Genomic DNA, 22748 nt, shown 5'->3' on the forward strand with positions numbered 1-22748 from the left:
TTTTGAATCTTTTTATTGCCCGATATTAATGTGTACATAAGTCATAATTTCCCATTCACTCCCATTGCCAAAACCTGTGGTACTTATAAGAGGTTCGTTGGAAAAGGGTGCCGCTTCATTAGGTGCATACCTTGGGGAGAATTCGTTCAAAGAACGCCAAGTCCCACGTATGCCCACCTGTGTGCTCGGTAAAATAAACCAGTCTGGCTTCCCTAAAGTGGTAGAAACATCCAGCATCAATTGCAATGGAAATGTGAGGTTGAAATCCCTATGGTAATCAAAAGGACCCCAATCATTTACTTTTACATGAGTTCGAAATCTCATATTTTTATAAATAGCTCTAATATCACCTCCAAAGCGTTTGATCAATCGGTCACTATCCCCATTAGCCTGTCCGTTACCATAATAGAAGTTTCCAATAATCCCTAAATCCGGGCTAAGTTTGGAGACCATTCTAGAATGTACTTCCCATAAATCTTCTGCAGGTGCAGCGTTAGGAAAGGCAAAAAAGGTTCTATTGGCCAAGAATCCAATATGTGCATCTTGAGTTGTTGGAAGATGTCGGTATACGAAGCCCAAATTCATGGCGAACTTGGCATCTTCCGCCCTATCATTGTCCCATTCATACATCCATGTTCCTGGCGTGGGATCAAACGTCAATAGTATCTCTCCTCCGGTAGTCTCACGATTTCCGCGTACTGCGAATGGATCATCAATAATGTTTCTTAATCTTCCCGGACCATCTATACCATTTGGAATGGCGTCTACAAGGGGTTTTTGCCATAGGAAGTTCGGTGCTATTTGAAAGTTACCAGTGGCGTAGGTAAATCCAGATAAAATGTTTACTTGATTCCCGCTTCCCGTATCTCTCAATTTCCACCCAGTGAAGGTCAATGTTTGATCGGCACCACCGTTGGCCACCAATCCCATAGCTGCACCTTGACCGTACCAATTGAACTTTCCTCCTTCATAAGTTACTTTAACCTTACCGCCCCAATTGTCACTATTTTGCACACGATCTTCAAAAACCGTATAATTGCCAGGAGTACCACGTACATCTTGGAATGTACTGCCATTCAAGGGGTTTCCGGCCCAAATCCCGCCTACTTCAACACCAAATTTACCGAACTCACGCTCTATGGCTATGGCTGCTCTTTCTGTAGGATACGCAGGAATCACCCCTGATCGCACTTGATTTGCATCTAATACCCTTCTCCCATTTTCATCAAAAACAAGTTCCGTTTCAAAATCCCGGTGATAGATTCCCGTGACATCAAATTTTCCAATATGCGTCTTATACTTGAACAACATGGTAGGGTTTGCGCCCCACCATAGTTGTGGACCAATTGCAGCTTTCAATCCTTTTAGTGGACCTTTTCCGTCAACCTCTACCCCAAGTATTTCACCATTATAAATATCCAGGTTGGGGCCATAATTGGCTTCTGGATAAAAACCGAAGAAGTCGCCCTCATATCCCCAGTGATAATGTCCGGTTCTATAAAATCCTCGTAAATCGAATTCTTTGGCATTCCATTCGAACTCCGCTTGATATACCCGTACCCTATTCACATCCGATACCACAACATCGCCTACATTTGTGCTCACATCAATAGGGCGTGAGTTGTTTTCATAGAAGATTTCATTGATAGGGTTCTGTGCTACATTTCCAACAACATTGAGGTTGACCTCTGCCCTCATATTAGGGGCAGGATTCCCTTCTACCCCAATGAAATAGGATTGTAAGTGATCAAATCCAAGTTGATTGGGAAAGGTATTGGGTTCATCCGGATTTGGGGTATCCGGTGTAGTAATCAAACTACCTCCCGTACTAAAGGTGGCAAATTTTGCTTGGAGGTTACTGATCCGTAATAAACTACTTTGTTGGCCCTGTAAAGCAGCTTTGTCCCCACGTGCCTTCAGTACAGCATCCATCAACTGGATATTGTTGAAATGGTTATTTATGAAACCTAGGTTTACCCCTTCTTCATAAGGGTTTAGTTGATGCGCCTCTTTTAACGCATAATAGGCCGCTCGTGGATAGAGCTCATATAGACCTCTAGGATTCGTAGCGCCTTTGGCACAGATTCCGAACCATTCCTCGTTCATATTATTTGCACCTTCCGAGGCCAAATCCCTTGCGTATCCACCATTGGACCAAGAAGCGTTGTTATCGTGCACATCGGCATTTTTTCGGTCATCAAAGCCAAATTTCCACCAACCATCGCTAAACTGAAAGGTAAATCCTCCAATAGAATTATTTGCCTTTCCCATTCCAGCGGCATTCTCATAGATTTCTTTCCAGTTCCCTACCATGTAATAGGCTTGGGAGTATTGGTCTTCCTTATTTTCTACCGCATTAAAGGCATCTGCGCCAAATTCGGTAAACATTACAGGTTTGTTAAGCTTCTGCTTTACCACATCGAACATATCTCCAAAAGAAACTCCACGATACGTATTGGTTCCATAAATATCAATATCAGGGCATTCTTCTGCCACAATATCAATAAATAGGACGTCTCCGTTACATATGGCAACAGGATGTGATGCATCCAAGGCTTTCATCTTTTTTGCCGCTTCGTTCATTAAACGATACATGGGCCTTCCCCTTTTTTCCCCAATGAACTTTTTTTCTTCGTCACTATCCGGAAAATCTTCAGTTTCGGCACCTGCCCAGAATAACCCATAATTATTTTCATTCCCTAGGAGATACATTAGGAGTCCTGGTGTATCCTTATACCCTTTGACCAATTCTTCCATTTCGGACAATAGATATGCCTCTGTTTTTGGATTATCATAGATAGTCACTGGGGTCCATACACCGTCTAAGGTAAGGCCGTAACGTCCAAAAGAGTGGTTTAACATGGTGTAAATACCATAGTTTTCATAGATATATTGTATCCATCTGGCCGGAACACCCGTATATTGCCTAATTACATTAACGCCCATATTCTTTAATAAGGACATCTCCGTATCCAAGCCTGCTTTAATGACATCGTCTGGCTTTTTCCAAAATGCTGCGTTCACCGTATTTGTGCCAATAGGGATATAATCCCAGTTCATTCCATTGATCATAAACTTTTCACCGTCTACAACCAATTGCGTCCCTTTTTCATCATCTACAATTTCCACTTTACTAGACTGTGTAAAGGCCACTGTTGTAGCTAGGAAAAATGTTAAGCTGAGTAGTTTTTTCTGAATTGTATTCATATAGTTTTTATTGGATAGGATAAACATATTGTAAAAAATTGCGGATTCCCTAAATAAGACCTCAACAAAAAACATACATATCAATAAAATACTTTAAAAACTACGGATTTCTCATTTTAGATTTAGCTAAAGTGAGTAATAGCAGGCAATTCCATTAAATGTTAAAAAAATAAACTTTAGGAAATATTTAAGTAAAAATTACCATTTGTATAGGTAATGTTAAGGCCTAAATAATCAATGTTAAGGTGCTAAAAGAACTTGTTAAGTTATCTTAAAGCTCTAAAATGTAGTTTACTAGATTATCTTCATGTTGTAAATCCAACTTTTTTCGAAGTCGATAGCGTTTGATTTCAACACTGCGGTGGGAAATATTAAGAAGTTTGGCTATTTCTTTGGATGACAAATTTAATCGTAAATAGGCACATAATTTTAAATCGTTCGGTGAAAGCGAAGGGTGTGTTGATTTTACCTTTTTTAGAAACTCACTATCAGCATTATTAAAAGCTTCCTGGAAAAGCTCCCAATCATCATTCTGTTTTAGGCTTTTATCTATAATCTTTATGACCGGTTTTACCGCATTTTTATCTTCAATGGTATTCAATTCATCTTTTATTGTTGTGAGCAATTCATTCTTCTTTATAATACTCATGGTAGAAGCGGCAAGTTCTTTACTCTTGCTCTTATTCTCAATTTCCAATTGTTCATTCTTAATACGAATGATTTCTTTTTCATTTTGAATTCTTGCAAATTTAAGCTCTTGCTTATTCTTTTCTATTAATTTTTGCCCTTGCCTTTTATAGTATTGCCTATAAATGTTATGCATCAAGAAAATCAGCAATATAAAACCAACAATATATAGAATGATCATTACCGTAGAGATATACCAAGGTTTCGCAATTTCAAAAGTATAAGAAGCCGTATTTGTTGAAACAGTATTCCCAATTTTCGCCCTCACTTGAAAGGTGTATACGCCAAAGGGAAGGTTTTCATAGAATACTTCTGCATCTTCAGACCATTCACTCCATTCATCGTACATTCCTTCAATGCGATATTGATATACCGTACTTAAGTATCTGTTGTATTCGGGGGCATAAAATGAAAACTCAAAATCGTTTTCATTATTCGGGAAAGTTCCTTCCACAGCCGTATTTATTAGACTCTCATTCGTTTTATTCTCTCCGTTGGCCACGCGTGCGATATGGACTTGGAAATCATGATCCGGTTGTTGATTGATATCTACGGTAATATATCCCGAAGTCTTACCTAGTAAATAAGTATTTCCGTTATCTAGGCTTATCATATTTTCATAGCCAAGAATACCGTCTCTCATTTCCTTTGTCAGCGGGATACTCTTAATGATAGGTTTGCTCGTAAGTCCCGTAGATGTTACAAAACTTATTTTTGACTTGGTAAAAATCCAGAGCTTATTGTCTTTTTCATCTACAATCAGCTTTCCAGATTCATAGTCATTTTCATCATATACACTGCTCAGAAGACTATCCATTACAAATGCTTGCCGGTCAGCATTGAATTTGAAAATTCCTTTTTTATAAGAATACAGCAAGTCCCCATTATATCGAACCAAGCCTGAGTTGGACCCTTTGATCAAAGTATCTTTATGTACCGTCTGTACCTCAAAGAAGGCATCGTCCACATTTAATTCAAAAACGCCGTTGTATTCGTGATTCACAAAAATTGTATTCCCAAGGGTTTCGAAGTATCGTGAAGAGTTGTTAAACTTGTTGATTTTGTTTCTCAACCGCCAACTTGTATTGAATTTCTCCAATACATATAGGCCATCGTAATTTCCTTGCAACAACAGATTGGGTCTCCCCTCTATTTTTCCAATATCCCATGTACCCTGAATATTGGCTATTTTTTGTACCCTGTCCCCCAAAACGATAAACGTCCCTGAATGATGGCCACAAAACAAGGTGTTGTCAATCTCTCTAAGGGACCATGCCTGCCCCTGGGTTCCGGGTATAAAGATAAAATCGCCTTTACTCTTATACGGTTTATAGAACAACCCTTGATTTGTTCCCAGATATAAATTTTCATTGTACAAAGCTGCAGTATAAACACTGCCCAATACTCCTTTGTAGTCATTAAATACCTCGTAGGGAGCACCCAAGTTTACGTAGCTTATTCCATAGTCAAGACCCGACCATATATTGTTGTCCATATCCTCAAACAAGGCCAAAACCGTATTATTGGATAGTCCGTTGTTTTGATTGATCTGAAAAATAAGTTCTCCTTCTGCACTTAAATGGATGAGCCCACTTGATATGGTCCCCAGTACAAAACTTCCATCGTTTAACTGAATTCCGTTGTACAGACTAAAGTTTGATAAAAATTCATTGGGAAAAGCTTCTGCTTGGACCAATTGGTCATTGATTACTTTATAAAAACCATTATCTCTTGTAAGAATCAACATTTTGTCTTCCCTTCCAAAGACATGAATAACTTCATCGGTTTTCACAATGGCATCATCAAAAATCAAAAAATCCTTTCCAGATTCAATTTTAAACACCCCTTCTCCAATCCGTTGAAAATAAATATTCTGCCCTACCTTGAACATTTTGGTAATGGTATGATCAGAATCTATGATATTTATAGTTTCATTAGCTACATTATAGATGTAAATACGCTTTAAAGATTGAAAGACCAGATAATCATCGATGCTGATAATATTCCAAAACTCTTCATCTTCAAGAAGGGCTATACTTAGTTTTTTGGAGAGGGAAGTGTAGTCCAAAACCCCCAAAGCATTTTTTTTCCAGTATCCAAACTCCATGAAACTTCCCGTATATATGCGGTCCTCAACCACTTTAACCGATCGCATTATAGTTTCACTAGGAGAAGGAAAAAGTCTCCAAGTAGCTCCATTAAACTCCAACAACCCATTACTATTGGCCACATAGATAAGTTTTTCCGAGGATTGGGAAATGGCCCAGTTCTGATTTTCACCATGGTAATCCTGAGGATAGAAATTTTGAATGGGTGGAAGCTCTTGGGACAGCAGCCCGAAGCTTAAACCGAAGAAAAAGAAGCAAAGAATATATTTCAAATTCCGAGAGATTGATAATTCAAGTCAATAATATAGGTACTTTTTCTCTAGAAAGCCAAATTTTTAAATTTCATATCCCGTAAATCCTATCTTTTAGCCAACCCATTTTCGGACAACAAAAAACCCAAACAGCGCTGTTTGGGTTTTCAATTTGCTTTTTTTCGTGGCTGCTACAAATGTTGTGCAAGGTCATCCATATCTTCAAATTGCTTCTTTACGTGGGTAAACATAAAATTCCCCAAAACAATAAAAAGATAAAACACCACTAATAATGCCACAACCAAAGTTGTCGTAAGCTCTTTACCCTGTAAATAGGCCGGCACAAGTGTTAAAATCCAAAGTACCATTACAAATTGTTCATATTTTTGCCGTTTTAATGTTTGCTTCCTGTATTCTTGGATATGCAGCAGCAATTCACCCACGGCATTAATTTGAGGATTGATTTTCTTCAACCAGAGAAATTTAAAGGCATACGCCCCCATAAGCACTCCTCCCAGAATCAAAGCCACACAATAAGCGGTATTGTTACTATGACGATAGGCTAAAATAAAAGATATGATCACATAGGCAACAGCCAAATACTTTGCCGTTTTAGAGCCTGTGATCATACTCTTAAATAGGTTTTTGAGCATCTTATAATTTTGATTCTTGATTTCCTGAGACATCTTTTCCATGAGTTTATTGGTTTTTGTTCGTATTGGTACGAATTGATTCGTCCTTATGGTGTAAAACTAAGAATAGGCCCAAGGAATTGAAATGGAAATATGACCAACGGTAAATAGTAGCTATTGAGCGGAAAAAAACCTATAAGTTCCTTTCTGTAAAACAGCTTAGGGATTGGTCCAGTAATCTACCACAAATACTTTTTCCAGATGTGGTTGTAAGCTTTGTACAAATGCCTGATGCTGTGGATGCGGAGTATATACACTGTCCCGATCGGCTTCGGAGGCAAATGTGAGGAGATAACAATGGGTAAACCCTTGATGGAAATTCTCTGGACTATCATTAAGGCCCCATTCAAAATCTTGTATCACAGGAATGGAATCTGCCAATGCATTGAATGCCTGGTTCAATCGGTTGACATCCTCTTCTGTTGATTCTTCATTAAATTTAAAAATCACAACATGACGAAGTAACTTCTCCTGTTTTTCTGTTTTATCCATAGTGCTTTCCGAAATATCTTCTTTTTGATTAGATGCTGCTTTTTCTTGACAGGCTATACTTGTAAAGAGGAAAAAAAGTAGCAGAATGCCTGGTAATTTTATTTTAGTGTTGTTCATATCGCTTATTTTAAATTTAGTTTTAGCTCAAAATACGGTTAAAAAAAGCACAATACCACACGAAAAATACTTTAGTGCCAATCTCACATTAACGCTAAACTTTGTACTCCAGGAGTTCTAAACTTGCTCTTCCTCTACACCTTATCTCCGAATGTTGCAAAGATGCAGGAACAAGAATAAAAATAGTATCACATTTTTAGCATAAACTTGTACAATATTAATTTTTTAAAGGCTCAAAATTTCCCATTTTATCAATTTCATATGAATTAGAAATACGATAGAGCTGTGTAATGACCTAACCCAAATGAAATAGGGGAATACTATCTATAAATACGCGTTATACTGTCTTGCTCAAAAGGATAGTCTTCAAAATGGCTCCATTCTACCCATGATCCATCGTAGTTTCGTACATTTTTATATCCCAACAATTCCCGTAGTACAAAAGTAGTATGGGCAGAGCGCACACCACTGTGGCAATATACAATAACGGTATCGCTTTTTGATTTTATCAAGCGGGCGTATATTCGTACCAATTCTTGCTTAGGTTTAAATCGCATATCTCCCATAAGGTTCACGGCATTAGACCAATCCATACTCCTACTCCTTATGATACGACCTGCTTTTTTAGCTCCATTTTTCTTTCTTTTCCCTGTGAATTCATCTTGCGTTCTAGTGTCTAGGATTACCCAATTGCTTTCCTTGACCAAGGCATTTCTCAAGGTTTTTTTCTGAATATTTAGAGGTATAGCCTGTTGTACATGGGGTAATTGAAATTTCGCGGGTTTTCTGGAAATCATCGCTGTGGACATGTTACCGCCTGCCATTTTCCAGGATTGTATTCCTCCATTTAGAAGTTGTACTTTAGTAAAACCATAAGAAGAAAGTACCCACCAAAGACGTGCCGCATCGCAGGATCCCCGATCATCATATACAATGAGTCTATGACCATTATGAATTCCAAGTTTGGAAAATAAGTTTTCTATGGTTTTCCCAGAAGCCATCATTCCCCCATATGGAAAATCTGCACTTTCTATATCGGTTCTCCAAAGTTGTACTGCTTTGGGAAGGTGTTCTTTTTCATAAATCACTTTCTCTCTAAAATCAATAAGTACTATGTTGGGGTCGCTTATTTCTTGAAGTAAGGTTTCTGCTTCAATCAGAGGGGTTAATTGGTATGATTGAAGTTCTAATTTTTCTTGACCTGCCTTTGGATGGGATTGTCTGCACCCCATGATAAAAAAAAGAAAAGGAAAGCCTATTAAAAGTATATTCCTGCTCATAGTATCTTATAGCAACTGATGAATATTGATTCGGTGTTGAAAAGAACGGGGCGCAGCACTTAAAAACACGCTACATTCTCTTTAAAGATACTATATTTTCATTCGGCAATATTCTGACAAACAGTGCATTTCTCTGCAGGAAGTCATCCGTAACCCTAAAAGGGCTTTGCAATAAGTAGTCTTCTCAAAGCAAATTATTATAGCACGGCTGGCTTTATATAATCCGCAATGAGAAGACGGACACTACTACGATAAGAAAACCTATGTTCCCTTTACAGGTTTTATCTTATACAGCAATAAAAAGTATGATTGCAAAGGAAATTAGTCCGGGATACTGACTTTCTTCCCAAGCTATTCTTGTGTAACTCCTTTGGTTTGAGCTACAATGGGTTACCTCTTAGGCCTTACATTGTTGGATCGTTTTTAGAGTACGTGCTACCAATTCCTGTAAGCCTGCATAATTTTCCTCTTTTAAAATCTCTATAGAAATTAATTTAGAGCCCATTCCAACACAGGTAACACCCGCATCGAACCATGCTTTTAAGTTACTTTCTTCCGTACTTACACCTCCAGTGGGCATTATACTGGTCCAAGGTTGTGGCCCTTTGATTGCCTTCACAAAACCAGGACCATAAATGGCGCCTGGGAAGAGTTTAATAATTTCACAGCCCAGTTCTTCCGCCCTGTTGATTTCGGTTAAGGAGCCACAACCCGGAGACCAAAGCACCTTTTTTCGATTACAAACTAGAGCGATATCTTCGCGTAAAGAAGGTGTCACAATAAAGTTGGCTCCCATTTGCATAAATAAAGAGGCGGCAGCTGCATCTGTAATTGATCCCACGCCCATGATCATTCCTGGAAGTTCTTTAAGTGCATATTTGTTCAATTCTGAAAATACTTCAAAACCAAAATCGCCACGGGCCGTAAATTCCATTAAACGGGCACCACCATCATAACAGGCTTTTAATACTTTTTTTCCCAATTGGATATCTGGGTGATAGAACAAAGGTACCATCCCCGTTTCTTGCATCACTTGGGCCACTTCTATTCTAGAATATTTTGCCATAACTTTATTTAACGTGCGACCCTCCCTGAGGCGTCTCCACTCATTAGTTTTTCTACTTCAGCAACTGTTGCCAGATTTGCATCACCTTTGATCGTGTGCTTTAGGCAAGATGCCGCTACGGCAAAGTTAAGGGCATTTTGATCATCTTCAGGATATTTTAACAATCCATAGATTAGGCCTCCCATGAAAGAATCTCCACCACCAACGCGATCCACAATATCCGTAATTTGATATTCCGGAGATTTAAACATGGTTTCGCCATCATACAAAACCCCTGCCCAGGTATTATGAGAAGCGGAAATAGAACCTCTAAGTGTGGTGATTACTTTCTTAGCTCTTGGAAATTTTTGCATCATTTGCGTACATACGGACAAAAAGGCTTCTGCTTTCACATGTTCTCCTTGTGTGGTAATATCAAGACCATCTGGTTTTATGCCAAAGTGTTTTTCAGCATCCTCCTCATTTCCTAAAATGATATCACAGTAAGAGGTCAATTCGGACATAATAGCTTCTCGATCCCCTCCATATTTCCAAAGTTTGGCTCGATAATTTAAATCTGTTGATATGGTAATTCCCATAGCACTGGCGGCTTTTACGGCTTCTAGACAGGCATCGGCCGCTCCCTGCGAAATTGCCGGGGTAATTCCCGTCCAATGGAACCAGGCGACTCCAGAAAAAACCGCTTCCCAATCTACCATACCTTTTTCAATTTCCGCCATGGCGGAATGAGCGCGATCATACACTACTTTACTTCCTCTGGAAACAGCTCCCGTTTCCAGAAAGTAAATGCCCAAACGGTCACCTCCATACACTATTTTATCCACGCCAACCCCACGTTTACGCATTTCCATGAGGGCGCATTCCCCAATGTCATTTTTAGGCAATCTCGTTACAAAATCCACCGGCACGCCATAATTGGCCAAGGAGACGGCCACATTAGACTCTCCGCCACCGTAGACTACATCAAAACTATTGGTTTGCGAAAACCTTAAAAATCCCGGAGGCGCTAATCGTAGCATGATCTCTCCGAAAGTCACTACTTTTTTCATTTAATTACTATTTTCTTGATTGCTCTTTTAATTGCCAAGTTTTAGCTACAGATTTATCTATTGTTGAACAGCCTCGTTTCCAAATATAAAAAACAATGCTTCAACAATGAAAACCTTCCCTATTTTGCGATTTCATATCGCAAATTCATGGGTATATTTCTTGGTGTTTCCCTAGGTATTAAAAAATTAAATCCCCAAAGCTTGACCTCCTCCAACTTGAATGGTTTCCGCGGTTAAAAAACAAGCGTCATCACTCACTAAGAATGAAACTACTCCCGCTACATCTTCCGGTTGTCCTAACCTTCCCAACATGATATTATTTTTCCACGAAGCGAACACTTCCGGTTTCGTAGATTTAATCTGCTTGTGAAAATCAGTATCAATAGTACCTGGAGATACCGCGTTTACGCGTATGCCATATTCGGCGAGGTCTTTTGCCAAAGCTCTGGTCAAGGTATGGACCGCAGCTTTTGAAGTGCCGTAAATACCAGCTCCCGGTCCTCCGGCATTCCAGCCTGCATTTGAAGTGTAATTAATTATCGAAGCATTCTTTCCCTTCTTCAAAAAGGGAATGGCCGCTCTGGAAACAAAGAAGGTAGAATCGAGGTTTAATGCCATTACGCCTCTGTAAAACTCGGTCGTCATTTCTTCAAATCTAGATCTACCACCAAGACCTCCTGCATTATTTATAATGGCATCGATCTTACCATATTTTTCTCCAATTTTAATGATACTTGAGGTTACAGCGGTTTCGTCCGTAACATCAAAACCATAGTATTCGGACGTGATGCCTTCTGCAGCAAGTTCCGCAACACGTTTTGCTCCGGCTTCATCATCAATACCATTTAAGATTACTGTGTATCCGTCTTTCCCAAGCCTTTTTGCAACTTGGAATCCAATACCACCTGTAGCACCGGTAACAACGGCTATTTTTTGTTCGATTTTAGTCATCTATCTTATTTTTAGTTCTAAGGTTTATTGTTGTTTTATTTGTTATGAGATATCAATTGGTTTTATTTCTTTGATCAAGACATGTAACGCAATGACACATAAAGGTGCCAATACCGCTAAAATTATAAATGCTGGGGTATAGGATTCTTTTGTAATGACAGGAATCAACCAATTCATGATCATTACAGATACTGCGCCTACGGCACCGGCCAGCCCCGCCAAAGACCCAACGGACTTATCGCTTAAAAGGTCACTTGGTATGGTTTGCAGGTTACTAATAACGAATTGAAAACCAAAGAGCACTATAAATATGAATCCTAAAAATACTTCAGCACTTCGCGCAAATAAAATTGCCGCCACAATTCCTAAAAAAATGATAGATGCCCCTATGGTCACTACCAATTTTCTTGATTTATCTACTGATTTTTTTGCCATAAATACCTTAGCGGCCCATCCGCCCGCAATGCTTCCCAAAGCAGCTCCTACATAGGGAAACCAGGCACTATAGCCAATTTCTTTTACGCTAAAACCATATTCTGTATTGAGATAAATGGGCATCCAGAAAACAAAAAGCCACCAAATGGGTTCAACAAAAAATCGTGTTGCCAAAACACCCCAAGATTCTTTGTGACGTAATATTTTTAGTAGTCCCGCTCCTTTTTGTGCGTCATTATCTTCAACAGAGGTTATTGTATCCTGATGAATATGGGCCTTTTCTTCCTCCGTTATCCAAGGATGCTTATTTGGTTTTTTCTTATTGACAAAAAGCCATGGAATTATCCAAACAAACCCAAGTACACCAGCAATTACAAAGGTGACCCTCCATCCGTACCCTTCAAATAATGCGGATATGGTGGGGGCGGCAACAATGGAACCAATGGCTGCACCAGCGTTAAATAAACCTTGTGCTATTGCTCTTTCTTTAATGGGAAACCACTCGGCATTATTTTTTACTGCTCCTGGCCAGTTCCCTGCCTCTGCGACACCTAAAACACCCCTAAAAATCCCTAAGGAAACTGCTCCCCTAGCAAAGAAATGCAGTACCGATGCCAGCGACCAAAAGAATATGGACACTACAAAACCAAGTTTAGTTCCTATTTTATCGTATAAAGGGCCAGATACAAACTTTCCTATGGCATAGAAAACGGTAAATATGTTGATGATCCAAGCATAATCTTCTTGTGTCATCCCCAAGTCTCCCTGTATTGCCGGCCACATAATACTCAATGCCGAACGATCGATATAATTGATAATCGTTGCCAGACAAACTAGGCTTATGATATACCACCGTAATCCTTTTACTTTCATACTTCTATTTTAATTGTAATCGGATGATGGTATCAAACTTTATATAGCAGACAATGCTAGTTTGAAATACCAAAATCCATTTATAAAGTAAATCCTTGGGATTGAAAAAACGATCTGCTAAAGAATCCGTTTTTTAATTGTCAAGTTCTACCTCCCTCTTCTTATTATTCTATGGCGAAAACAAAAGCGTGCAATTCTATCCCCGCCTATACTTTATACATTGTAACAGTATTGATACAACACTTTAAAATGCGTTTTCATTTTTTCCTTGGCCCGTTTAGGGTCTTGATTTTTAATAGCTTCAAAAATATCTTGATGCTCTTGAATCCCTTTCATGGAAAGGTTGGAATCACAGACATGATATTTTTCAAAATTGGTGATGATTTCCGGCGTTATGATGAGCATGAACGTATTCATGGTCACATTCTTACTCGCTTTCGCAATGGCCAAATGAAACAATAAATCTTCTTCAACAGCATCTTCTTTATTGAGAACCTTCTCTTTATAAGCATCCAATGCTTGTCTCATTTTTTCCAAATCCTCATCCGTTCTCCTCAAAGAAGCCAATCTTACCGTTTTAAGCTCCAATAAGATTCGTGTTTCTACAAGAGATTTAAAATCCGGATCCTCTAACCGCAATATATCGTCCAACATTCCAATCATGGCCACCTTACCAATGTTTGCAATAAAGGTTCCACTTTGTGGTCTGGATTTAAGGATACCAAAAAATTCAAGTTTTTGAATGGCCTCTCTAATATTGCTACGACTAACCTTAAACTTTTCGGATAGCATTCGTTCAGACGGCAACTTATCTCCAGGCTCCAAGTTTTTATAGGCAATAAAATCCTTAAGTTTGGAGACTATACTTTTTTGAACATCACCATTTTCGGATTTTGTCAATAACTCTAGCTTCATGTTTATCTCTTCAAATTAAAAATTGGTTAACCAGATTGGTTTGTTAAATTTATAAAAATACTGGAACAATTGAGGTCATATTCCCTACCTTTTTTTAGTCATCAAGAAGGCCATTGCCATCTTTTTCGTCAATGGCGCTTCTCGTTCAACTAAACTAACTCAACTAAATTCATCCTTTTCCATTAATGTTCAACTTCTAACTCATAGTATTTTACTCGGGCATATGCCCCTTCGTCCGTTGTTTGCAAATAATTTCCTGCTTTAAAATAATTCTCAAAAACGCCCCATTTATTCATACTCTCATTGGCAAACACAACGGATTGCCCATTATTTAAAATCACTTCCATTCTGCCTTCTTCCACCTTTACTTCCAATGAAAATTTATCAAAACCTACTTCTTGATCAAAGTTAAAACCATCATCATCGGTCCAGGCATCGGTATACAACAGATCTGTGCCTGTAGTATTTACATTTTTTAGTTCTTTGCTCTTCACTCTCACTTTTCCATTTTGCCAATAGATTTTTAATACAGGGGGAGCGTTATTGTCATCCTCTCCGATCAAATCGCGTTGCGCATTGGTCAATCGGCCATGTATCTGCATAATAATGGTTCTATGATATTTTCCTTGCCCATCTTTTGAAATATCCTCCATTTGCAATGTCCCGTACATTCTTCCTCCCTGAGCAAAGGTCCAGTTTGTACTATTGCTACCAGGATTCATTTGTTCCCGCAATTCTGTTCTAGATCTTGAGGAATTTGCAGTAGTAACTCCAGGATAGGTGTAGAATACCAATGCTCCCTCAATGGAATCGTTGTACATGAATGGACGCAAGGTCTCATTAGTAGCATAGTCCAGTATTGCTGGGGGTTCTACTTCCGTAGGTCTCCCATTATTGCCTACAGGCAGGGTTACCTTCCAATGACTTAAATCAATATTGGGCAGGACAAAGGAGGGATCATTTTCCGTTGTTGTACCTCCTTGGGGATTTTCAGGTACTCCTTCATTTTCAGGCCCAGCTGTTTCTTCCCCCGTAGTCCAAATGCGAGTATCCGTCTCGCTTTCCTGATTTCCATTACACGAAAAGAAAAACAAAATTCCACAGAAAATAAGAAGGCCTGTATGTAATTTATGCATGTATTTTTTCATTAAATCATTTCTTAATGGGATACCTCAAGATCGTATAAGTTTACTTTTGCAAAAGCACCTTCGTCCCGAGATTGAAAATAGTTGCCCACTTTAAAGTAATTTTCAAATACTCCCCAACGCCTTATGCTAGGCGTATCATATACAAAAAACTCATTCTTGTTCAAGGAAACCACCATTTTCCCTTTGGTCACTTTAACCTCAATGGTAAATTTTCGAAAACCGACTTCTTCCTCAAAATTCCTTCCTTTATCATCGGTCCACGCATCTTCATGTAAAATACCATTAGGATCTACCCCTTTAAATTTCAATACTTTGGTCTTCACCCTTATCTTTCCATTTTGCCAATAGATTTTTAAAATCGGAGGAGCATTGTTGTCTTTTTGACCTATCAGATCCCGTTGTTCATTGGTTAATCTGCCATGAATCTGGGCAATAATTACTTTGTGATATTTTCCATCATCTCCCCTAGATACCTTACCCATGGCCATTTTGGCTTTCATATATCCTCCTTGCTCAAATGTCCAGTTTACGTTATTGTTTCCCGGTTCCATTTGTTCGCGCAACTCTGATCTTGAATATTTGGTATTTGCCGTTGTTGCCTTTGTAGGATACGCGTGAAAGACCAAAGCTCCCGAAACCGAATCGTTATACATAAAGGGCTTTAAGACTTCATTGGTCGCATAAGCGGAAATCTCTGGCGGACCAACACTTATAGCTCCCCCTTTACCCGTACCTTCTGGAATCGTAACCTTCCAATGGGAAAGGTCAATATTGGGCAACCTTACTTTTTTCCGTTTCTTTTTCTTTTTCTTCTTTTTCTCCTGTACTTCAACCTTGACATTGGTATCCACAACACCATTTTTCTTGTTTTGACCTGTAACGTCAATAGAAAGAAATGCCATCATCCCCAAGATCAGTACGAGTTTTTTTCGCAATTTTTTCATTTTATACCTTAATTAATGGCCGTAATCGTAACGGAGTCTGCCCTAATTTCCTCATCCCCACTGGCATAGCCATACATCGCAAAATCAGCAGGGTCTTCAGGACCAGAATTCCCAATACCTCGGATAAAGAGGGCCACACTATCATTGGAACCAGCATTAAAGAAAAAGGCAAAAACACGATACTCACTGGTATTTGGGTTGTCTACCGCCTCTACCAACAAAACATTCTCTGGGATTTCAGTTTGAGGTACGGAAGCGTACCCAAAACCATCTTGTGGAATTTCAGCAGTATCCGTGAAATATACGGGCGTATAACCATCTACATATCCTTCCCCAGCTAGTACTCTGATTTCTAATTGACTTGGCAAATCTCCAGGCTGATCGGATTGGAAAAGTATGGGGATTTCAATTCTGTAATCCGCATTCGGAACAACCTCAAACTCCTGATACACATGATCTGGTTCTGCATTATCGAACTTAAGGACATCAGATCCATTGCCACTACTAGACTCCCCTTGTTCCCCTAAACTTCTATTGATCCATCCAGAGCAAGTACAATCGGAGCCGGATGATTTAGGAGATCTTACAAATTCTGGATTCAATAATATAGGATCGGGAACTGCAGGAGCCTCTGGCTCTATTAATTCAATAGTTTCCGAGTAAGTAGCTGTTTGCCCCAAAGCGTCGGACACCGTTAAACTTACGGTAAATGAACCTTCGCCAGGATAAATGACCACCGGATCTATTTCCGTTGACGTAGTACCATTGCCCAAATCCCATAAAAAGTCTATGGCATTATCGGATTGATTGGCAAACTGCACTTGGGTAAATGTTTCAATTTCAACCCCATTGGTAAAGGTAAAAAATGCGGTAGGGGGTGTTTCATCTGCCAAAGAATTCGCTTCTGGTAAGTCGTCCAAAAAATCACAAGAAACCATTGCCAGGGCAAAAACCAAACCTAACAACAAGCTGGTTTTTGATATCAATCTAATCGTTAAAACTCTTTTTCTCATCATCTTATATTTTAGCATTAATATCCTGGATTTTGTGTTAGTAGCCCTTGGCTTATTGAAATTTCCGGTCCAGGAATTGGTAATAGTAAGTCTGTAGCCTGAAAATCATGGCTATTTGCCGCAGAAAATGCAGACAGGACCTCTTGGGCAACCCCAAAACGTTTTAGATCTAAAAAGCGATGATTTTCAAAAGCCAATTCCACGCGTCTTTCATCCATTAACATTTGTCTGGTGATATTTGTGACGGGTTCCGTAATTCCCGCTCTTGCCCTAACCGCTTCAAAAGAGGCAATGGCCGCCGGAACATTAGTTTCCGCACCTCCTGCCATAATCGATTCTACATGCAATAAAAGCACGTCTGCGTAACGTGTGACAATCCAGTCGTTCCCCGCAATTCGCGGATTTGCAGGAGCTGATGTCACCCCTACATTTTCGTCAATGATCGGCAAGAATTTAACGGTTTGCCATCTGCCCGGATTTCCAGGATCTTCCCTAAAAGAAAATTGTCCTCTATTACCCCCAAAAGCTGCAAATGCCGCAACCAGTTCGTCCGTGGCATAATTTGATCCCGTACCACGACCTACCGCATCCAAAAATTCAGCTGAAAAACCTTGGCTGTCGTCTACATTACCGTCATCAAAACCAATAGCAAATATGGTTTCATTATTACTTTCATTGTAAAAGATATCCAAGAAGTTATCTTCAAGGCTGTAATCCCCGCTATCAATAACATCCTCTAACAACCGTTGGGCATCCAAATAATTGGTCCCCAAAGTCATATATACCTTGGCAAGAAACGTTTGGGCGGCTGCTTTTGAAGCTCTTGTTCTAAAGCTGTTATCCAAATCACTGTTTACCGCAAATTCCAGATCTTCTACGATTAGATCATAAATCTGACCTTCATCGACCCTTGTGAAAGCAATTTCAGTTTCCTCTGGGGCGATTGTTCTCGTAATCAAGGGAACATCTCCATAATAACGTACTAAATTGAAATAAGCGTAAGCTCTTAAAAAACGGGCTTCGGCCTCAAATCTATTTGCATTACCCGCAGAAGCATTCTCCAAGTTCTCCAATACCACATTGGCCGTAAAAATAATTCTGTACATACTGCGGTAGTAGGTCACTACTGCAAGCGTTTGAGGAAGCACTGTAAAAGTTTCAAAATCAAAACCTTGGGGCGACCCACTTTTTGTTCTTGCATTGTCACTTAGGACTTCGCCCATTTGATACTCTACTTGAATACCTAAAAATGGATTATTGAAACCACCATCTCCTTCTAATGGGTTACTGCCTTGCAATGCATTATAGATATTAATAATTCCAGAGGTGATTTCATCATCATCGTTGAAAAAACTATCTACCGTTGCTGCCGATGTCGGCACAGGATCTAAGTCACAAGACCCAATAAAAAAGGTCAGACAGAGAATTACATATATTTTTATTCGTTTCATGGATTTTGTTTTTGGTCTGTTAAAATTCAACATTTACCCCTAGTGTTATGGTTCTATTTATGGCCGTACCTCCCCTATTGTACCCAAAGGTCAATGGACCTTGCGGTAGATCTCTAATATGTTCAGGGTTCCAACCTGTAAAATCTGAAGCCGTAATGAACAAAAGATTCTGACCTGTGGCATATAACCTGAGCGTTGATAAGTTCAATTGTTCGGTAACCTTTCTTGGAAAATTATACCCCAGACTTACCGTTCGTAAAGCTACATAACCTGCATTTTGCACCAATTGACTTGTGAATATACGTGGCACCAAAAACTGTTGGTCCGGCGTAATGGAACGATCAAAATCTACCGTATTACTATTAAAAAAGTCAAAAACATACTGATCCCCCAGATTATAGGTCTTAGCACCATGGCTTCCCTGGAATAAAAAGCTGAAGTCCATATTACCATATCTAAAATCATTGGAAAAACTCCAGATCAAATCTGGGTAGGGATCACCTAAAATCGTTTTGTCATCATCATCAATAAGCCCATCTCCATTCAAGTCCTTAGCATAGGCAAACTGCGTTCTATTTCCTACTTGTCTAAAGGGATCACTTAAAAACTCAAAGTCAATATCCCTATCGAACACATATCCGTAAAAGGATGATATGGGCTGACCAACTTGATTGATCCATTCCACCAGTCTACTTCCATCTCCGGTATTTACGATTTGACCATCGGAATCTCCAAATTCCGTCAAGGTATTTTCATTGAAAGAACCTATTAAGGTTGCACCCCATCTGAACTTTTCCGTGTTCACAAAACGGGTACGCAACTCAAACTCCACACCTTCGTTTTCAACTTCTCCCAAGTTTACCAAGGCACTTGTAAAACCAGTGGTTCCAGCCACAGGTTGGTTCAACAATAATTGATCACTCGTTCTTTTATAGTAGTCCAAGGAACCGGAAATTGCATTGTTAAAAAGGCCAAAATCTACCCCTGGGTTAATTTCTATAGATCGCTCCCACTTTAAGTTGGGGTTCGCTATATTCAAAGGATTAAAAGCACTGGTGATAGTACCATCTACAACGGCACTAGAAGGGCCCAACAAAGCTTGAGAGGCGTAATTATCGATAAAGAAATCTCCTGAATCAATACTATTGGTACCGGTAATACCATAGCTAAAACGGAGCTTTAGCTGGTTGACCGCTTCACTATTTCTTAAAAAATCTTCATTGGAGACTACCCATCCTGCAGATACCGCAGGGAAGGTTCCGTATTTCACATCTTCTCCAAAAGTAGAAAAACCATCGGTCCTGAAACTGGCATTAAACAAATACTTTTCATCATAGGAATAAATTACCCTGCTCAAAAAGGAATTCAATCGGTTATCCCCGTCAAAGGCGGTTGCTAAATTAATAATGGAACCTCCACCAACATTGGGAATTAAATCTGAAGTAAAGCCACTGGTTTCGATATCCGATACTTCAAAAAATCGCTTTTCAAAGGAGGCACCGGCAATGGCATTGATATCGTGTTTCCCAAAGGTTTTGTTGTAGCTAAAAATATTGTCCGAAATCAATGCCCATCTGCTCCTTGTATCATAGGAAGCATTGGCTCCGGCGGCACCATTTCTCGATTCATTGATTCCCTGATAATCCGTTCGGATTCTATTTTCATAAGTTGCCGTGAAAGAAGATCTAAAGCTAAAATTCTTGGTAAACTTATAATCAGCATATAACCTTCCATAGAAATTATATCGGTCTTCAAAACGTTCGCGTTCCAATAATTTAGCCAATGGATTGATATTACTGGTGTTACTGATATCTACGCCACTGCCCACTGGAACCCCTTGAAAGTTACCATTGGCATCAAAAATACTCGTTGCGCCTGCAGGGTATTGAAAATCATCGAACATTCTTTGCAATACATAATCTCCTACTTGAGCATCGGCATACCTGCCTCCATCCCTTATGCGATTGACAAAGTTAATATTGGTCTCATCCAAACGCGCGGGTACCCACGAAGGTTGACGGATTACATCGTACAAACCTGTGGCACTAAATCTTCTTCGGTTGGAGTAAGAAGGCGAAAAACTCGCTCCTATCTTTACTTTATCGGTAAGCTGTGTATCCAATTTAAGTTGTGCCTGATATCGCTCAAAACTATCCGTTAGCAGCACCCCTTCATCAGAAACATAGCCCAAGTTAATGTTGTACTTTGTTTTTTTGGTGCCTCCACGAACACTAAAGTTGTGACTACTAATGACCCCGCCATTGATGACAATATCCTGCCAATCATTTTCAGCATTGATCAATTGTCGGAATTGACTTCCCAAAGACAGTCCTCCGGTAATGGCGATCTCACGCTCCAATTCTCCTTCAAAATCAATATCATAGGCGTCACTTCTCCTACCCTCCTTAAAACCTGTAAAGGTATTGTAGGTAAATCTGGGTTTCCCTTCTTTCCCTTGTTTTGTGGTAATCTGGATAACACCATTTGCGCCTCTTGAACCAAAAATAGCTGCAGAAGCCGCATCCTTCAACACTTCAAAGGATTCTACATTGTTCATATCCAAATTGGTTAAAAAATCAGAATCGACCACTGCCCCATCAATCACAACCAAGGGTCCACTGCTAGAAGTTATAGAACCCACACCTCGTATACGAATAGTGGGGGCACCACCGGCCTCCCCTTCCGAATTTCTGATGTTCACCCCCGAAACCTGTCCGATCAATGCCTCATCGACCCTGGAGACCGAAATTTGATCCAAATCTTCATTCACCACCTTGGATATCGCCCCGGTCAGTAAAGATTTCTTTTGAGTACCGTAACCGATTACGACCACTTCATCCAGTTCACTGGCACCAACATTCATCGTTACATTGATAGGCGTGATGCCGCTGACTATACGGGTTTCGGTTTGGTAACCGATATAGGAAAATTGCAATACTTCCCCCTCGGAAACCTTAAGGCTATACTTTCCGTCAAAATCGGTTTGCGTGCCCCTTGTGGTGTTCAATACAACAACGTTTACTCCCGGAATCGGAACGTTATCTGCATCTTTTACGACTCCAGATACACTAAAGGTGTCCTGGGCGAATAATTGAATATTAATCAACAATACTACAATTACTACTAGTTTAGTTTTTAAGTTCATTTGTTATTCAGTTAATTTCAAAAGTGTAATGACCTTCCTTTCAACCAAGGAATGCTATTCATTGCGTTTGGTAAATCACATCTTTAGCAAGATTTTACGAGGAATTTCATTATTTTTGAATTCTTCAAATTTGCATTTTATGTGTATTTGTCGAATTTTACTTCCCTCTAAAAGAAGTATTTTTTCTAAAAGGATAGGCGTGCACCTATCCTTTTTTTATGGTTGAAGTTTTCTCATATGGTGTACTTTAGTTCAGTTTATTTTGGTAAGCCAAATTGGTTTACCAGTTTGGTTTACCAAATATAAAAGATACTATCGTCAAAAAAAAACGATTTACGCATTTAATTGTTAAAATTTTAAGGATTTCTCTACTTCGTCAATAAAAACTAGCTGATCTCAAACAAATTCTTTCGTTTACACCCCCTACTTTGCATTGAAATGCTATCCTAAAAGCATCAAGTTTTCATCGGTTATTCAGAATAAGGGTGAAATCCTAGGATTTTAATAGGTCCCAATACCGCTACTTTTCTCACGGCGACCTATACTCCAAGATGATATCGTGTCACATTCAGGATTGCATAAAGTCTTCCCGAATAGGGCTAAACACATCGATCAAGACACCGGCTTCTGTGCATATCGCACCATGCATGGCATGAGGTGGTATATAAAATGAATCCCCTCCCTTTAGGGTTTGGGTGGTACCATCTATGGTCACATCAAAACTCCCACTTTCCACATAAGTGACCTGAGAATGGTAATGTTCGTGCATTTGCCCAACAGCGCCAACTTCAAAATGCACTTTGACCAACATAATCTTATCGTCATAGCCCATTATTTTACGCTTTAAACCTTCTCCGACAACTTCCCAATCAAGGTCGCCTCCTTTTATAAATTCTTTGCTTGCTCCAAATGTTTTCATCGTAT

General features: G+C 39.4%; 16 protein-coding genes. All 16 read right to left on the reverse strand.

From position 1 onward, the window contains the following. Window positions 1-12 precede the first annotated feature (12 nt). The 16 genes from ACEXOE_RS16475 to ACEXOE_RS16550 all read right to left on the reverse strand — a co-directional run bounded on the left by ACEXOE_RS16475 (window position 13) and on the right by ACEXOE_RS16550 (window position 22743). The gene (locus ACEXOE_RS16475) at window positions 13-3207 is read right to left on the reverse strand and encodes a glycoside hydrolase family 2 TIM barrel-domain containing protein (protein WP_394749938.1); all 3195 of its coding nucleotides are present in this window, start codon (window positions 3205-3207) and stop codon (window positions 13-15) included. 271 nt (window positions 3208-3478) lie between these two features. Then, window positions 3479-6274: a helix-turn-helix and ligand-binding sensor domain-containing protein gene (locus ACEXOE_RS16480; RefSeq protein WP_394749939.1), complete on the reverse strand. Its 2796-nt coding sequence runs from the start codon at window positions 6272-6274 to the stop codon at window positions 3479-3481. Window positions 6275-6444: 170 nt separating this feature from the next. Then, the gene (locus tag ACEXOE_RS16485; RefSeq protein ID WP_394749940.1) at window positions 6445-6948 is read right to left on the reverse strand and encodes a hypothetical protein; all 504 of its coding nucleotides are present in this window, start codon (window positions 6946-6948) and stop codon (window positions 6445-6447) included. 156 nt (window positions 6949-7104) lie between these two features. Next, window positions 7105-7554 carry a Dabb family protein gene (locus ACEXOE_RS16490; RefSeq protein ID WP_394749941.1) on the reverse strand — a complete coding sequence of 150 codons (450 nt, stop codon included), beginning with the start codon at window positions 7552-7554 and terminating at the stop codon, window positions 7105-7107. 320 nt (window positions 7555-7874) lie between these two features. Next, window positions 7875-8834, reverse strand: a complete 960-nt coding sequence (locus ACEXOE_RS16495; RefSeq protein WP_394749942.1) for a sulfurtransferase — start codon at window positions 8832-8834, stop codon at window positions 7875-7877. A gap of 397 nt (window positions 8835-9231) precedes the next feature. Next, window positions 9232-9900 carry a bifunctional 4-hydroxy-2-oxoglutarate aldolase/2-dehydro-3-deoxy-phosphogluconate aldolase gene (locus ACEXOE_RS16500; RefSeq protein WP_394749943.1) on the reverse strand — a complete coding sequence of 223 codons (669 nt, stop codon included), beginning with the start codon at window positions 9898-9900 and terminating at the stop codon, window positions 9232-9234. 8 nt (window positions 9901-9908) lie between these two features. Further along, window positions 9909-10949, reverse strand: coding sequence for a PfkB family carbohydrate kinase (locus ACEXOE_RS16505; RefSeq protein ID WP_394749944.1), 1041 nt, complete (start codon window positions 10947-10949; stop codon window positions 9909-9911). Between the two features lie 186 nt (window positions 10950-11135). After that, window positions 11136-11900 (reverse strand): SDR family NAD(P)-dependent oxidoreductase, encoded by a 765-nt coding sequence (locus ACEXOE_RS16510; RefSeq protein ID WP_394749945.1) that lies wholly within the window; start codon window positions 11898-11900, stop codon window positions 11136-11138. 42 nt (window positions 11901-11942) lie between these two features. Next, the gene (locus ACEXOE_RS16515; RefSeq protein WP_394749946.1) at window positions 11943-13208 is read right to left on the reverse strand and encodes an MFS transporter; all 1266 of its coding nucleotides are present in this window, start codon (window positions 13206-13208) and stop codon (window positions 11943-11945) included. A 213-nt stretch (window positions 13209-13421) separates the two neighbouring features. Next, window positions 13422-14123 (reverse strand): FadR/GntR family transcriptional regulator, encoded by a 702-nt coding sequence (locus ACEXOE_RS16520; RefSeq protein WP_394749947.1) that lies wholly within the window; start codon window positions 14121-14123, stop codon window positions 13422-13424. 182 nt (window positions 14124-14305) lie between these two features. Further along, window positions 14306-15271 (reverse strand): polysaccharide lyase family 7 protein, encoded by a 966-nt coding sequence (locus tag ACEXOE_RS16525; protein ID WP_394749948.1) that lies wholly within the window; start codon window positions 15269-15271, stop codon window positions 14306-14308. 11 nt (window positions 15272-15282) lie between these two features. Next, the gene (locus ACEXOE_RS16530; protein WP_394749949.1) at window positions 15283-16215 is read right to left on the reverse strand and encodes a polysaccharide lyase family 7 protein; all 933 of its coding nucleotides are present in this window, start codon (window positions 16213-16215) and stop codon (window positions 15283-15285) included. Between the two features lie 8 nt (window positions 16216-16223). Further along, entirely contained in the window at window positions 16224-17231 is a 1008-nt protein-coding gene (locus tag ACEXOE_RS16535; RefSeq protein ID WP_394749950.1) for a PKD domain-containing protein, read from the reverse strand. A gap of 14 nt (window positions 17232-17245) precedes the next feature. After that, window positions 17246-18679, reverse strand: a complete 1434-nt coding sequence (locus tag ACEXOE_RS16540) for a RagB/SusD family nutrient uptake outer membrane protein (RefSeq protein ID WP_394749951.1) — start codon at window positions 18677-18679, stop codon at window positions 17246-17248. A gap of 19 nt (window positions 18680-18698) precedes the next feature. Further along, entirely contained in the window at window positions 18699-21824 is a 3126-nt protein-coding gene (locus tag ACEXOE_RS16545; RefSeq protein WP_394749952.1) for a SusC/RagA family TonB-linked outer membrane protein, read from the reverse strand. A 568-nt stretch (window positions 21825-22392) separates the two neighbouring features. Continuing rightward, window positions 22393-22743: a cupin domain-containing protein gene (locus ACEXOE_RS16550; protein ID WP_394749953.1), complete on the reverse strand. Its 351-nt coding sequence runs from the start codon at window positions 22741-22743 to the stop codon at window positions 22393-22395. Window positions 22744-22748: the final 5 nt, after the last annotated feature.

The sequence above is a fragment of the Spongiimicrobium salis genome (assembly GCF_043678055.1).
Taxonomy (GTDB): domain Bacteria; phylum Bacteroidota; class Bacteroidia; order Flavobacteriales; family Flavobacteriaceae; genus Spongiimicrobium; species Spongiimicrobium salis.

Bases quoted from the DNA above. Each gene is read 5' to 3' on its own strand.
- ACEXOE_RS16490 (WP_394749941.1), bottom strand. From the start codon at position 7,554: ATGAACAACACTAAAATAAAATTACCAGGCATTCTGCTACTTTTTTTC.
- ACEXOE_RS16485 (WP_394749940.1), bottom strand. From the start codon at position 6,948: ATGGAAAAGATGTCTCAGGAAATCAAGAATCAAAATTATAAGATGCTC.
- ACEXOE_RS16520 (WP_394749947.1), bottom strand. From the start codon at position 14,123: ATGAAGCTAGAGTTATTGACAAAATCCGAAAATGGTGATGTTCAAAAA.
- ACEXOE_RS16530 (WP_394749949.1), bottom strand. From the start codon at position 16,215: ATGAAAAAATTGCGAAAAAAACTCGTACTGATCTTGGGGATGATGGCA.
- ACEXOE_RS16495 (WP_394749942.1), bottom strand. From the start codon at position 8,834: ATGAGCAGGAATATACTTTTAATAGGCTTTCCTTTTCTTTTTTTTATC.
- ACEXOE_RS16515 (WP_394749946.1), bottom strand. From the start codon at position 13,208: ATGAAAGTAAAAGGATTACGGTGGTATATCATAAGCCTAGTTTGTCTG.
- ACEXOE_RS16550 (WP_394749953.1), bottom strand. From the start codon at position 22,743: ATGAAAACATTTGGAGCAAGCAAAGAATTTATAAAAGGAGGCGACCTT.
- ACEXOE_RS16525 (WP_394749948.1), bottom strand. From the start codon at position 15,271: ATGAAAAAATACATGCATAAATTACATACAGGCCTTCTTATTTTCTGT.
- ACEXOE_RS16535 (WP_394749950.1), bottom strand. From the start codon at position 17,231: ATGATGAGAAAAAGAGTTTTAACGATTAGATTGATATCAAAAACCAGC.
- ACEXOE_RS16505 (WP_394749944.1), bottom strand. From the start codon at position 10,949: ATGAAAAAAGTAGTGACTTTCGGAGAGATCATGCTACGATTAGCGCCT.
- ACEXOE_RS16510 (WP_394749945.1), bottom strand. From the start codon at position 11,900: ATGACTAAAATCGAACAAAAAATAGCCGTTGTTACCGGTGCTACAGGT.
- ACEXOE_RS16540 (WP_394749951.1), bottom strand. From the start codon at position 18,679: ATGAAACGAATAAAAATATATGTAATTCTCTGTCTGACCTTTTTTATT.
- ACEXOE_RS16475 (WP_394749938.1), bottom strand. From the start codon at position 3,207: ATGAATACAATTCAGAAAAAACTACTCAGCTTAACATTTTTCCTAGCT.
- ACEXOE_RS16545 (WP_394749952.1), bottom strand. From the start codon at position 21,824: ATGAACTTAAAAACTAAACTAGTAGTAATTGTAGTATTGTTGATTAAT.
- ACEXOE_RS16500 (WP_394749943.1), bottom strand. From the start codon at position 9,900: ATGGCAAAATATTCTAGAATAGAAGTGGCCCAAGTGATGCAAGAAACG.